The sequence below is a fragment of the Phragmitibacter flavus genome (assembly GCF_005780165.1).
GTDB classification, from domain to species: domain Bacteria; phylum Verrucomicrobiota; class Verrucomicrobiia; order Verrucomicrobiales; family Verrucomicrobiaceae; genus Phragmitibacter; species Phragmitibacter flavus.
The window spans coordinates 371,040-385,024 of sequence record NZ_VAUV01000006.1; the positions used below are offsets into that span (position 1 = coordinate 371,040).

Here is a 13,985-nt window from a genome sequence, read left to right on the forward strand (position 1 = left end):
GCTCTTGCTGGTCTCTTTTCCCGCCTTCGCAGCTCCCCCGGTGGCGCCGGCTAACTTTTCGGTCCGAATCAAGAACGTCAGCGGAAACCTGCGCCACTACGCATTTACTTGGGACGACTCACCCAACGAAACCAGTTACAAACTCCAAATCAAGGTAATCGGGGTAGACCCAGACTTTGTTGATCTGATCCCGAACCTTCCGCAAAACAGTAACTTCGAAGATGGGACAATCAACCAGTGGAACGCTGGCATCACCCTTCAATTTCGTCTACTTGCCGTCAACGGAGAGGGCTCAAGCGCTTCCGCGATAGCGACCATCGTCACAGCGGCTGACGTCGCCAACATCGCAGCCCCTTCGTCATTGGCTGCGGTTCCGGCAAGCGACAGCCAGTTGAATCTCAGTTGGGTTGACAACTCCCACATGGACGACGGCGTCGAACTGGAGTTGCAACGTTTGCCCAACGGGCCCTTTGAGTATCTTGGAGACCGGTTGTTTCTCTTACCACCATCGGTTTCCATCTCTTCGCTGACGGCCAACACCAGCTACAAAATCCGCCTCAAGGCCTACCGGGTGGGATCAGGCAACACGCGAACCTATTCGAGTTCCGTTGAGGTCGTAGGCACCACCGCCGCATTTTCCACCGTGCCGACCAACTTTGTTGCTACCGCAGCCAGTGAAAACAGTGTTCAATACAGCTGGGTCGATCCCTTTTTGAGCGAGTCGGGATTTGAAGTGCAGGGAAAAATCACTGGAGAGCCCGTCGAATATGTGCGGGTGAACTTGTATAATGGCAATCCTCCTCCGGGGGCCCCAGGCCATTTGAATCCGATCGTTACGACTCCCGATGGTCCATTTTTTCCAGGCATGTCCTATGATTTTCGCGTGCGTGCGGTGTCCATTGGAAATGGAACGATTGATGACCAAAGCACCTGGGTATATTCCGCTCCCTCGAACATAAGCACGGTGCAAATGCCCTTTCACCGACCTACCGGCTTAACGGCACCCAATGCTGGCATTACCGAATCTTCCGCTACTCTCAATTGGACAGACAATTCGGCGACCGAGAGTGGCTACGACATCCTTATCAAATACCCCGGTGAATCCCAGTATACTTATTGGGATGAGGTGGCAGCCAACCAAACGACTTACAACATGACCGGCCTGCCACCCGGTGTTGGTGTGCAGGTCGCCGTGCGGGCCTTCTTCCAATTTGATGTGGCGGGACAAACGGAATTCACGTTCTCGGCATTGTCAGATCCTCTGATCTTCACCACCAAAGACACCTTTCCCCAACCCCAGTTTCAAGGACTGGTTGGGCAGAATCTGTCCCATCCGATGACCGTCACCACCGGTTCGCCCAGGGTTTCCTGGAGCGCCTCCGCCCTCCCCGGCTGGCTCTCATTTGACAGCAACACCGGGGTATTTTCAGGAACTCCGCCATCGGCAGGCGTGTTTCAGGTCCCGGTGTCAGCCACCTTTCAAAATGGCTGGGTGACCAACAAAACGGTGACGATTCGGACCATCCATGCCCCGGGTGCGCCGGTGGAGGTGATTCCGCAGAACCAGGTGGCGATGGGATTGGGCGCAGTGGTGGAGTGGGATCTCGGACTGATGTTTTCCGATCCCGACACCCCCTCTGCCGTGCGGGTAAACACCAACCTCGGAAACTATCACATGGCGCTTTACCCTGAAGCGACGCCGCTGACGGTCTCGAATTTCCTGGCTTATGTGAATGATCCGAACCCGGCGGGGAACTACAACGATTCGATTTTCCACCGTTTGATCCCCGGTTTTGTGGTTCAAGCAGGCGGATATAAAGTGCCGAATACCCCCTATGTGTTGACCTCAATTGCGTCCAGGCCCGATCTTCAGAATGAATCGGGGCTCACCAATGTCCGTGGAACGGTGGCGATGGCAAAATTTGGGGGCGATCCCGACAGCGCTACCAGCCAGTTTTTTATCAATCTCGTTGATAACTCCGATGGCCTGGATGCTACCAATGGCGGTTTTACCGTCTTTGGCCGTGTGGTTGGTCCAATGACCGTGCCCGATCTGCTTTCCACTCAGCCAACGAGCGACCGGACCGTCACCATTGATGGAGCGAGCGGAAGTGTCCTGGATTTTTTTCCCGACCTGCCAGTTTCCCCACCCGCTCCGGTAACGATCAATTCCATCACCTCCGTGCCAGTGTTGAACTTTGCGATGACCAACAACTCCAACCCGGCTGTCGTGGCCGTGACCCTGCAGGACGATGAGTTGCAAATGACCAGTCTTTCACCGGGACAAAGCACGGTGACTTATACCGTCACTGATCTGGACGGCAATGTGGTGACCCGGGAGGTTTCGGTGCTGGTGCGTGAAACCGTCGACGAATGGTTGCTTGCGGGGAATCTGCCAGTGGGTCAGCAGGGCTTTGATGACGACGCGGACTTTGACGGCCTTACGAATATCGAAGAGTTTGCCTTCATGGGTTCGGTGCTTCAAGCCGACGATGCCTCCGTGCGACCCACGGCCGTGACCGTGGACGTGTCAGGCACCGACCGGCAGGGCATCCAGTTCAATGCCCGCAAATTCGGTCCAGGCTTGAAGTATGTGGTGGAGGTCTCGGGCAATCTGTCAGCCGCTTCGTGGGAACCGGTGTGGTCCTGGACCGCTGATTCGTGGCCTCCACAACCCGGAGTGGAGACTGCCGCCATCAATTTGCCCACGCGTTTCATCGACCACGACACTCACTACGAATTCAAGATTTTGGATCCGGTCCCTGTGTCGGTGGGCAATCCACGTTTTCTGAGAGTGCGTCTGATCAAGGATTCCGATCCGGATTAACCGGATCAGCGCCCCCCTCGAATTCTTTTGGAGTGCGGGGCTCGGCACCGCTTTGGATTTGGGATTTGAAAAAGGGATGCGCCATCGATAAACTGGATCAATGCCCCCGGAAGATCCCACCCCAAAAATCCAAAGCGGCGCGGAGCGCCGCACTCCATATTGGCCGCATGCGCCGGCACATCGGTTGGGGGAAGGTGGGACGTTTATTGTGACGGCGGGGACTTATCAGAAAGAAGCGTTCTTTGTTGGCAATGAGCGACTAAAGGGGCTTCACGATGGTCTGTTGAAGTATGCAGCGAAATACGGATGGGATCTGGAGGCTTGGGCGGTGTTTCCGAATCATTATCATTTCATCGGTCATTCGCCCAAGGAAGCGGAAGACGGGGCGGTTTCGCTACGAGGGTTCCTGGCGGATTTTCATCAGCACAGTGCGGGATGGGTCAATGGTTTGGATGCGATGCGGGGTCGCAAAGTATGGAATAACTACTGGGAGACGCGGCTGACTTATGAGAAGAGCTATTTGGCAAGGCTGAACTACGTGCATCAGAATGCGGTAAAACATGGGCTGGTGCCGGTGGCAAATTTGTATCGTTGGTGCAGCGCGGCTTGGTTTGAGCAAGTGGCGGCTCCGTCAGTGGTAAAGACGATCTATGGATTCAACACGGATCAGGTGAATGTGCTGGACGATTTTTGAGGGATTTTTTGGAGTGCGGGGCTTGGCACCGCTTTGGGGGAGGGAAGCCTGGGTGGAGGTGGCGTTGGCAAGATGAGATCCAAAGCGGCGCGGAGCGCCGCACTCCAAACACTCAACTCCACAAGGCGCGATCCAACGCGCGGTAGTTGATGGCTTCGAGGACGCGGTCGGCGATGATGCGGTCTTCGTTGGCGAGATCGGCGAGGGTGCGGGCAACTTTGAGAATACGGTCATGGGCACGGGCGCTGAAGTTCATGCTGGTCATGGCATGCTCGAGATATCCGGCACCTTCAGGATCGAGGGCACAATGTTTGCGGATGAGGCGCGGGGTCATGGCGCTGTTGGTGTGGAGACCACGTTCGTTTTTGAATCGTTCACGCTGGATGGAACGGGCGAGGTCAACGCGCTTACGGATGATGGTGGAGGATTCGGCTTCTTCGGTGGAGGTGAGCGTTTTGTATTCAACCGCAGGGACTTCGACGTGGAGATCGATGCGATCAAGAAGCGGGCCGCTGAGGCGCTGCCGGTATTTCTGGATGGAGGCAGAGTTGCAGCGGCATTGGATCTTAATGCTGCCGTAGTAGCCGCAAGCACAAGGGTTCATGGCCCCGACCATCATGTAATTGGCGGGGAAGGTGATGGAACCGGCGGCGCGGGAGATAGTGACTTTTCCGTCCTCAAGGGGTTGACGCATGACTTCCAAGGTGGAGCGGCGGAACTCGGGGAGTTCGTCGAGGAAGAGCACGCCGTGATGAGCAAGGGAGACTTCGCCGGGACCGGGATTGGTGCCGCCGCCAAGAAGTCCGGCATCGCTGATGGTGTGATGCGGGGCGCGGAAGGGTCGGGTGGCGATGAAGCTGCAGTTTTCGTCGAGGAGGCCGCCAGCACTGTGGATTTTGGTGGTCTCGATGGCCTCCTCCTCGTTCATGGCAGGCATGATGGTAGGGATGCGTTTGGCGAGCATGGACTTGCCGGTGCCGGGCGGGCCGACGAACAAGAGATTATGGCCACCGGCGACGGCGACTTCGATGGCGCGTTTGGCTTCCTGCTGGCCTTTGACTTCGTTGAAGTCGATGGCGTAGTTTTCATGGGCCTGGAAAAACTCGGCGGCGCGGCAGGGTTCGGGTTCGATGTTTTTGTCGCCGCGCAGGTATTCGACGGCTTCGCGCAGGTTGTTGATGCCGACGATGTCGATGCCGCTGACGACGCTGGCTTCGACGGCGACGCGTTTGGGGACGAGGAGGCGCTGACGGCCTTTGGCGCGGGCTTCGAGGGCGATGGCAAGCACGCCGCGAACGGGTCGTAGTTCACCGTCGAGGGCAAGTTCACCGACAATGCTGCAATCGCGCAAGGCTTCGATGGGAAGGTTTTCGCGCGCGGAGACGAGGGCGAGGGCGAGGGGGAGGTCGAAGGCGGGGCCTTCCTTGCGGAGGTCGGCAGGGGCGAGGTTGAAGGTGATGTAGCCGCTGGTGGGCATGTAAAAACCGCTGTTGATGACGGCGGCCATGACGCGGTCGCGGGCTTCTTTAACGGCGGTGTCGGGGAGACCGACGATGGTGATGCGGAACTGGTTGCCGTGGGATTCGTGGCATTCGATCTCGACTTCGACGGCGTTGACGCCGAGCAGGGTGGCGGAATAGGTGCGGGCAATCATACGGGGGTGTTGATGCATGAGTAGCACGGTTTTTGATGAGTGGTGTGGAAAAAACCGCAACGAAGGTGTTTTTGATTTTGTTGCATACATCCGCGTGTTTGGCTGGCTGCGAATCGGAGGTGGTTGGTTGCGATGGCTTGACTTGGACGCGCGTGTGGGTAAACACGGGCGGAAGGTTGGGGTGACTGACAGGCCTCATCCCAATCTTTGATCTTCATGCACCGGTGAACTCGATCGACAGCACCACGGAACCCTCCTTGTCTGGGGAACAGCATGACCTGTTGTTCCGGTTGATCGAGAACGCTCCTTTCGGGGTGTATCTGGTGGATGCGGATTTCCGGCTGCGGCAGGTGAGCGCGGGGGCCATGAAGATTTTTGAGCAGGTGAGGCCGTTGATTGGCAGGGATTTTAATGAGGTGCTGCGGGTGGTGTGGGCGGAGCCGTTTGCGACGGAGGCGATCAAGGTGTTCCGCAACACGCTGGAGACGGGGGAGGCGTTTGAGACGTCGGGGAGCACGGCGTTGCGGCAGGATCTGGGGGTGATGGAGACATATCAATGGAAGATTGAGCGGGTGGCGATGCCGGATGGGAGGCTGGGAGTGGCGTGTTATTTTGCCAACATTACAGAAAGGCAGGAGGCGCAGCAGGAGGCGGCGTTTTTGAGTCAGCTGAGCCAGAAGCTGGCGATGGTGACGGATCCGGCGGAGATCAATGCGATGGCGACTCGGGAGGTGGGGGAGTTTTTAGGACTGCACCGGTGTTATTTTTTTGACGTGCTGCCAGAGGGTGGGGCTTTGAAGATCATGCCGGACTGGCGGCGCAGTGGGAACGATCTGGCGGGGGTGCATCGGATGGATCGGTTGGGCACGGAGGAATGGCGTGAGGCGTTGTATCGGGGAAGGATCGTCATTGATGATGTGCGCGCGCATGAATGGACCAGGGATTTTGCAGACAATTACGAGGCGCTCGACATTCGTGCCTACACGGTGGCTCCGTTTTTGTATGAGGGGCGCTGGGTGGCCTCGGTGAAGGCATGTTCGGATGTGCCGCGGGTATGGAAGAATGGGGATGTGCGCTTGCTGGAGAATGTGGTGGCACGGGTGTGGCCGTTGATTGAACGGGCGCGGGTGGAGGAGGAGTTGCGGGTTTCGGAGGAGAGGTTCCGGACCTTGTTTGAGTCGATTGATGAAGGGTTTTGTGTGATCGAGGTGCTCTTCGATGGTGAGGGAAGGCCGGTGGATTACCGGTTTGAGCAGGCGAATCCGGCGTTTGAGGAATTCACCGGGTTGAGGGGCGTGCTGGGTCGGACGGCGTTGGAACTGGTGCCGGATCTGGAGCCGTTCTGGGTGGAGACTTATGGTCGGGTGGCGATGTCGGGAATGGCGGTGCGTTTCGAGCAGGAGGCGAAGCCGATGAACCGCTGGTTTGAGGTGCATGCATCTCGGATTGGGGGATCGGGGAGCCGCCGGGTGGCGATCGTTTTTAACAACATCACGCACCGCAAGCAGGTGGAGACGGCGTTGGGGCAGCTGACGAGGGAGTCGGATCAGCAGCGGCGTTTGTATGAGACGGTGTTGTCGAACACGCCGGATCTGGTTTACGTGTGGGGGCTGGACCACCGCTTTACTTATGCGAATGAGGCGTTGCTGAAAATGTGGGGCCGGTCAAGGGGGGATGCGATCGGCAAACATTGCCTTGAGCTGGGTTACGAGCCCTGGCATGCAGAGATGCACGACCGGGAAATTGACCACGTGGTGGCGACCAAACATTCGGTGCGCGGGGAGGTGCCGTTTGTGCATGAGACGGACGGGTTGCGGGATTATGACTACATTCTGGTGCCGGTGCTGGGGGACGATGGCGAGGTGGTGGCGGTGGCGGGGACGACGCGGGATGTGACGGAACGCAAACGGTCGGAAAAGGCGGTGCAACTGCGCACGGCGCAGTTTGAGACATTACTAAATCAGGCACCGCTGGGGGTGTATCTGGTGGACGATGCGTTGCGGGTGGCGCAGGCGAATCCGCTGTCGAAGACGATGTTTGGCGATGTTCCAGAGGTAATTGGACAGGAGCTGGATGGGTTGCTGCGGCGCTTATGGCCGACGGAGATGGTGGATGATGTGATGGGCATCTTTCGACGCACATTGGAAACGGGTGAGGCGTATGCGTCGCCCGAGCGCGGGGAGCGTCGGTTGGACACGGGCGAGCGGGAGTTTTATGCCTGGCGAACAGACCGGATCACCCTGCCGGATGGTCGACATGGGGTGGTGTGTTATTTCATGGACATCTCGGCGCAGGTCGAGACACGTGAGCGGATTCAGGAAAGCGAGGAGCGGTTGCGCACGCTGGTCTCGGTGATTGCAGACGTGGTGTGGATGGCGGATGCGGAAGGGGCGTTTGCGGATCCCCAACCGGCTTGGGAGGCGTTTACGGGTCAAAGTTGGGAGGCGCACCGGGGCTTGGGCTGGTTCGATGCGATTCATCCGGAGGATCGCGATGAGTTCGCTTTGCGGTGGCGGCAGGCACGTGAGCAGGGGGGCGTTTTTGAATCGCCTGGCCGGTTGTGGCATGCGGACAGTGGTGAATGGCGGCATTTTGTGGCGCGGGCGACTCCGTTGCGGGAGTCGGATGGAAGTGTGCGGGAATGGGTGGGGGCGTGCACGGATGTGAGTGTGCAGAAACGCACGGAAGCGGAGTTGCGGGTGGCGCGGGATCAGGCGGAGCGGGTGTCGCGTGCAAAAGATCATTTCCTGGCGGTGTTGAGTCATGAGTTGCGCACGCCGTTGACGCCGGTGCTGATGGCGGTGGCGGCGTTGGAGCATGACCCGGGCATTTCCGTGACGGTGCGGGAGGATCTGGCGATGATGAAACGCAACATCGAGCTGGAGACGAAGTTGATTGATGATTTGCTGGATTTAAGCCGCATCACCACGGGCAAGCTGGTGCTGAAGGTGGAGACGGTGGATCTGCATCAGGCGGTGAAGCATGTGTGCGGGATCTGCAGGCCGCAGGCGCGGGAGCGGGGGGTGATTTTGCGATTCCAAGAGGTCGTGGATGAGCCGATGTTCGTGAGCACGGATGCCGCGAGGTTGCAGCAGGTGCTTTGGAATGTGGTGCGAAATGGGATCAAGTTCACGCCTGAGGGGGGCACGGTGGAGGTGACGGTGTCGAAGTTGTCGGCTTCGACGGATCGGTATGAGGTGCGGGTGCGCGACAGCGGCATCGGCATTCCGGCGAAGGCGTTGCCGCACATTTTTGACGCGTTTGAGCAGGGCGGGGCGGACGTAACGCGGCAGTTTGGGGGATTGGGTTTAGGATTGGCGATTTGTGAGTCGGTGATGACCTTGAATGGAGGATCGATTCGCGCGGAGAGCGAGGGTGAGGGCCAGGGTTCGACGTTCATCATTGAGGTGCCGATGGCGCAGGCTCCGACGAAAGGAGGAGGATCGGTCGAGGTGCCGGAGGAGGATCACGGTCACGCGAGGTTGCTGCTGGTGGAGGATCATGCCGACACGTTGCGCATGTTGAGCCGGATGCTGAAGAAGGCAGGATATCGCGTGATGGCGGTTTCGAATGTCGGCAGTGCGCTGGCGGCGGTGGAGTCGAACGCGTTTGATCTGGTGGTGAGCGATTTGGGCCTGCCGGATGGCAATGGTTATGAATTGATGCGACGCATTCAAGCAGTGAAGCCGCTGCCGGGAATTGCGATGAGCGGCTTTGGGATGGAGGAGGACATGCGGCGCAGTCGCGAGGCGGGATTTAGCGAACATCTGGTGAAACCGATTGATGTGGGCAAGCTGGTGGCGGCGATCCAGCGGGTGAGTGAAAGCGGGCGTGAGGGCGAAAGCCGGATGGAAGCATGACCACAGGGCCAACTGGCGTGGATGATGCGATGTCATGAAACGCGGATGAGGAATTCCGCTGCATCGATATTATGAGAACGGCCTGGATTATTGTGCGCAAGGCGGCGACGCGGTGGGTGAATCACAGTGCGACCACCCATGGGGCGGCGCTGGCGTTTTTTGCGATGTTGTCGGTGGCACCGCTGGTGGTGATTTCGATAGCGATCATCAGCCTGGTGTTCGGGGAGAATGCGGCACAGGGTCAGATCGTGGAGCAGATTGAGTCGCTGACGGGACGTGAGGCGGCAATGACGATTCAGGGGTTGATCGAGAGCACCAGCAAGTCGGGTCGCGGGTCGACGGCGACTTTGGTGGGCGTTGGAATTTTGTTGTTCGGGGCGTCGGCGGTGTTTGTGCAGGTGCAGGAGTCGCTGAACATGATTTGGGGGATGAAGGAAACGCGCGGGATGGGGATTTTGGATTTTTTGCATCGCCGTGCGCTGTCGTTTGCCATGACGGTGGGCGTTGGGGTGGTGTTGCTGGCATCGTTGTTGTTGAGTGCGTGGCTGGCGGCGGCGGAGCGTTTGCTGACGGGGGTGTTGTCGATGGAGCAGGGGCTGCCGCTGGCGGGATTGATGGATACGGGGACGGATTTTGCGATCTCGTTCGCGGTGTTGACGGTGTTGTTTGCGCTGATCTTTAAGCTGCTGCCGGATACGCGGATCGCGTGGAAGGATGTGTGGTTGGGATCGATGATCACCGCGGGGCTGTTTTTGATGGGGAAATATTTTATCGGGTATTACCTGGGTCAGAGCGCGGTGGCGTCGGCTTATGGGGCGGCGGGATCGTTCATCGCGGTGATCTTGTGGATCTATTACAGCGCGTTGATTTTCTATTTTGGGGCGGAGATCACCCATTCGTATGCGACCGTGGTGGGCTCGCGCAAGGATGCGGGGATGCCGAAGACTTTGCCGGATGCGAGAATGGCAGCGGCGCGAAAGACGTTGAAGGATAAGCTGAAGGATCGCGATGAATGATGTGATGTTTGTGGTTGCGCTGGGTGGTGGTTCCGCGCACATCGTGAAGGATGATTGCTCAACTTCGTGGCACGATTGTGGAAGCTTTGCCGAACCAGATTTTGCTGGATGTGCATGGGGTGGGTTATTTGTGTCTGGTGCCGTTGAGCACGTATGACAAGCTGGCGGGAAAGGTGGGCGAGGTGAAGTTGCTGACGCACTATCATGTGACGGAGCGGGATCATTCGTTGTATGGATTTGCGAGCGGTGAGGAGCGGGATTTGTTTCGATTGTTGATCGACCGGGTGAGCGGGATTGGTCCAAAGATGGGACTCGCGGTGCTGAGCGGGATGAGCGTGGCGGACTTCAAGGACAACGTGATTCGCAACGATGTGACGGCGCTGTCGCGGATCAGTGGTGTGGGCAAAAAGACGGCGGAGCGGATCGTTTTGGAGTTGAAGGACAAGGTGGGCATTGTGAGCACCTGGCAGGAAGCGAGCGGGGCCGGGGCTTTGTCGATGGGACCGGAACAGGAGGCGCAGACGGATGCGGTGCTGGCGCTGATCTCGTTGGGTTACAAGCAGGCGGAGGCGCAGAAGGCGGTGATGGCATTGGTGAAGAAGGCAGGGGATGGGTCGGCAGAGCTGACCTCGGACCGGCTGGTGCGCGATGTGTTGCGCGGGGTTTAGCGTTGTGTGGGCAGTTTTTGCTGGAGGGTTGCGTCGGGCGGGGCGTTCCGGTTAAGGTGGATGGATGATGAACCGCACGGCGTTGCGACAGCCTATTTTAGAGCAGGTGCCTCCGACGCCGCAGGCTTCGTTTTTGTGCGAGGTGGTGAAAGGAACGGGCTATGGGGCGTTGTGGCATTTTCACCCGGAGCATCAGATCACGCTGGTATTGAAGAGCAAGGGCTACCGGATTGTGGGGGACAGCATGGAGAGGTTGAAGCCGGGGGATCTGGTGCTGGTGGGGTCGAATCTGCCGCATGTGTGGCATCAGGATGAAACGGCACCCAAATCGGACGATGCGGTGCATGCCATTGTGATCCGCTTTTTGGATAACTTCATGGGCGCGGACTTCATGCAGCGACCAGAGCTCGAGGCGGTGCGCGGTTTGCTTCGCAAGGCAGGCCGGGGGTTGAGGGTGACGGGGCAGACGCGAGTGGAAGCGGAGGCGAGGCTGCTGAAACTGGTGGAGTGCGAGGGTCTGGCGCGGTTGATTGAGTTGCTGGGGGTGTTGGAGCTACTCGCGCATTCGTGTGACTTGACGCCGCTGTCGAGTCCGACTTATCAGGCCACCAGTGTGCAGGTGGGCACGCAGGGTCGGATGCACCGGGTGTTGCAGTATATCCATGCAAATTTGTCGGAGGAGATTGATCGCGACGAGGTGGCGCGTCGGGCGAATTTGAGCGAAGGGGCGTTCAGTCGATTTTTCAAGGCTCGCACGGGTCGGACCTTGCCGCAGTATGTGAATGAGCTGCGCATTGGTCGGGCCTGTTTGCTGCTGGCGGAGACGGATCGCAAGGTGGTGGAGGTCGCGGCGGAATGCGGGTTTGAAAACCTGGCGAATTTCAACCGGCAGTTTTTGAAAACGACGCATAAAACTCCGCGCGACTGGCGGCGCGAGTTTCAGCAGAGTTCGGGGATGTGAGGAAGTGGGAGGTCGGCTGAGGTTTGTCGGCCAATGTTCGTTCAAGCCGTTGCGGGAAGTTTTTGCTTGAGGATGGCCATGGTTTTCTGCTGGCGATCAAGGACGACTTCGCGGGCTTTGAGGGCTTTGGCTTTCGAGCCTTCAGGGTCTTTGGCCATGGCGAGAACGGCAGGGGCGATGCCGGGAAGTTCGTCCTCGTTGTCGAGGGTGAAAAGCCAGTCGCCGAGACCGATGTCGCGCCACATGAAACCCTTGCTGGTCTGTTCCTCCCAGCGGCAGACGATGGCGGGAATGCCGTTGCCGATGCACATGATGGGACTGTGCATCTCGTTGCCAAACAATCCGGCGCTGCGCACGTAAGTGCTGAGGGCTTCGTCGGTGAGCCAGTAGTTTTCGCGCAGGACGACCTTCTTTTTCACGTCGTCGGGAAGCGGCTGGTAAAGCATTTCTTTGCCGATGGCCATCTGGGTTTGATCCTCGGGACAGATGAGGATTTTAAGATCGGTTTCGCGGGTGACGGCGATGATGGCGGCACGCAGTTGGGCGTGATCGTGTTCCTTCATGGCCTCGTTGCGGTCGTGTTTTTCCTGATTGAAGACCGTTCCTTTTTTGATCAGCCAATACGGCGTGTTGCGCAGGCGCGGGATGACGCAGAGAAACTTGCCAGGTTCAAGGGCGTTGGTTTTGAGGAAGGTTTCGGCGGCTGCGTCATTGCGCAGGTCCACGGCAAAAGCACCGTCGGGTCCGAATTCCATGATGGGACAGGTGATACCGGCGTCTTTGACTTTTTGCAGCGAAACGGTGTCGCGGAAAAAGGTGAACTGGGCGTCGTTAAAAAGCTCGCGCAGGGTGAATTGTTTGCCGGGATTGTGCAGGACGTTTTGTGGCTCGTCGCTGACGGTTCCGGTGGTGATGCCGTAGATGCCATAGGGTTTGCCGGTCTCGGCGCGCCAGCGTGCGACATCGCGATAGGCCACCAATGAGGGGCCGGAGCCGTGCAGGAGGAAGTCGCATTCTTCGAAGGCTGCTTTGATCGCTTCCTGGCTGCGTTCCATGATGACCACATTGGGGAAGCGCGCTTTCAGCATCGCTTCAACGCCATCGGCAACGCTGCTGGGCCAAAGTCGAACTTCAGCATCGGGGAGGTGTTTTTCGAGCAAGGCCAGCACACCCGGCGTGTGGGCGATGTCGCCGATGTTGACGGTTTGCCATGAGGAGCGCAGAACGATGCGTGGTTTGCGGCCTTGCGCTTGAGCGGCGGCAATGGCAGGGATGCCGGCCAGTGCGACAGCGAAACTGTTTTGGAGAAACTGGCGGCGCGTGGGATGGAGCGGGAAGTCGATGGACATGGCGATTGGGAGATTATCGCATCGGCTTTGGGGAGGCACTAAAAATCGAGCGGATGATGGTCAGGCCCTGTTGCCTCAAAAATTTTGACACCGGGGGCGGGGTGGATGGGCGGAGGAAAAAAGGTCGTTGACTCAAAAAGGATGACACCGGCAACCCATACCCATGCCGATGAGTCAAAAAGTCCGAGAAGAAATGCTGCCGCGCCTACGGCAGCGCTATGCCAACCGTGGTCGCCAGGGGCGTTCACGGCTCATTGATGAACTGTGCGAGCAGTTTGGTTACAGTCGCAAACACGCCATCAAACTGCTGGGAGCCAAGGCGGGCTGGGGCGGCGATCCCGCCAAGGCCAAAGGACGGCCAGCGCATTACACGACGGAGGTGGTCGAGGTGCTTTGGGCGATCTGGAAGTGCGCGGAACAGCCCTGCGGCAAGCGCCTGGTGAAGCTGCTGCCGCTATGGCTGCCGCATTACGAGGCTGAAGCAGGAAAGCTCAAAGCCGCCGTTCGTCAGCAGGTGCTGTGCATCAGTGCCGCACAGGCAGATCGGCTGCTGGCCCCGCGCAAAGCCAAAATCAAGCACCGTGGCCGCAGCGGCACCAAACCCGGCAGCCTGCTCAAACACCACATCCCGATCCGCACCGACAACTGGGACATCACCCAGCCCGGGTGGCTTGAGGCTGACACCGTCGCTCACTGCGGCACCTCTCTGGAGGGAGACTTTATCTGGAGCGTGACCTACACCGACATCTACAGCGGTTGGACCAGCCTGCGAGCGGTGTGGAACAAAGGCGCACATGGCATCGTTGAAGCCACGCGCGAAGTGGAAGCCGCGTTGCCCTTCGCCATTGAGGGCTTCGACTGCGACAACGGCAGTGAGTTCCTCAACTGGCATTTGGTGCGCTATTTTCAACAACGCCCCAAAGCCGTGGGTTTTACGCGCAGCCGGCCCTATCACA

The 13,985-nt window shown here is 58.6% G+C and carries 9 protein-coding genes; 7 read left to right on the plus strand and 2 right to left on the minus strand.

Features of this window, described 5'->3' with window-relative positions:
• Positions 1-4 precede the first annotated feature (4 nt).
• The gene (locus FEM03_RS09900; protein WP_206170946.1) at positions 5-2,827 is read left to right on the plus strand and encodes a peptidylprolyl isomerase; all 2,823 of its coding nucleotides are present in this window, start codon (positions 5-7) and stop codon (positions 2,825-2,827) included.
• A 100-nt stretch (positions 2,828-2,927) separates the two neighbouring features.
• Positions 2,928-3,521, plus strand: coding sequence for a hypothetical protein (locus tag FEM03_RS09905; RefSeq protein ID WP_138086082.1), 594 nt, complete (start codon positions 2,928-2,930; stop codon positions 3,519-3,521).
• A 112-nt stretch (positions 3,522-3,633) separates the two neighbouring features.
• On the opposite strand, the gene FEM03_RS09910 is transcribed toward FEM03_RS09905, so the two are convergent.
• Entirely contained in the window at positions 3,634-5,175 is a 1,542-nt protein-coding gene (locus FEM03_RS09910; RefSeq protein ID WP_138086083.1) for a YifB family Mg chelatase-like AAA ATPase, read from the minus strand.
• A 224-nt stretch (positions 5,176-5,399) separates the two neighbouring features.
• Here FEM03_RS09910 and FEM03_RS09915 point away from each other — a divergent pair, with 224 nt between their 5' ends.
• From FEM03_RS09915 to FEM03_RS09930, 4 genes are all read left to right on the plus strand, one after another.
• Complete coding sequence (locus FEM03_RS09915) at positions 5,400-9,035, plus strand: PAS domain S-box protein (protein WP_138086084.1); 3,636 nt, start codon at positions 5,400-5,402, stop codon at positions 9,033-9,035.
• A gap of 71 nt (positions 9,036-9,106) precedes the next feature.
• The gene (locus FEM03_RS09920) at positions 9,107-10,051 is read left to right on the plus strand and encodes a YihY/virulence factor BrkB family protein (protein ID WP_138086085.1); all 945 of its coding nucleotides are present in this window, start codon (positions 9,107-9,109) and stop codon (positions 10,049-10,051) included.
• A gap of 50 nt (positions 10,052-10,101) precedes the next feature.
• Positions 10,102-10,719, plus strand: a complete 618-nt coding sequence (gene ruvA, locus FEM03_RS09925) for a Holliday junction branch migration protein RuvA (RefSeq protein ID WP_138086086.1) — start codon at positions 10,102-10,104, stop codon at positions 10,717-10,719.
• A 64-nt stretch (positions 10,720-10,783) separates the two neighbouring features.
• Positions 10,784-11,680: a helix-turn-helix domain-containing protein gene (locus FEM03_RS09930; protein WP_138086087.1), complete on the plus strand. Its 897-nt coding sequence runs from the start codon at positions 10,784-10,786 to the stop codon at positions 11,678-11,680.
• A 41-nt stretch (positions 11,681-11,721) separates the two neighbouring features.
• Here FEM03_RS09930 and FEM03_RS09935 read toward each other — a convergent pair whose 3' ends face one another.
• Entirely contained in the window at positions 11,722-13,029 is a 1,308-nt protein-coding gene (locus tag FEM03_RS09935) for a polysaccharide pyruvyl transferase family protein (RefSeq protein WP_138086088.1), read from the minus strand.
• 163 nt (positions 13,030-13,192) lie between these two features.
• On the opposite strand from FEM03_RS09935, the gene FEM03_RS09940 reads away from it, so the two are divergent.
• The coding region (locus FEM03_RS09940) for a transposase family protein (RefSeq protein ID WP_138086089.1) at positions 13,193-13,985 on the plus strand (793 nt) is incomplete at its 3' end.

Coding starts and splice junctions, on each gene's coding strand:
- FEM03_RS09920 (WP_138086085.1), top strand. CDS start 9,107: ATGAGAACGGCCTGGATTATTGTGCGCAAGGCGGCGACGCGGTGGGTG.
- FEM03_RS09910 (WP_138086083.1), bottom strand. CDS start 5,175: ATGATTGCCCGCACCTATTCCGCCACCCTGCTCGGCGTCAACGCCGTC.
- FEM03_RS09905 (WP_138086082.1), top strand. CDS start 2,928: ATGCCCCCGGAAGATCCCACCCCAAAAATCCAAAGCGGCGCGGAGCGC.
- ruvA (WP_138086086.1), top strand. CDS start 10,102: ATGATTGCTCAACTTCGTGGCACGATTGTGGAAGCTTTGCCGAACCAG.
- FEM03_RS09930 (WP_138086087.1), top strand. CDS start 10,784: ATGATGAACCGCACGGCGTTGCGACAGCCTATTTTAGAGCAGGTGCCT.
- FEM03_RS09935 (WP_138086088.1), bottom strand. CDS start 13,029: ATGTCCATCGACTTCCCGCTCCATCCCACGCGCCGCCAGTTTCTCCAA.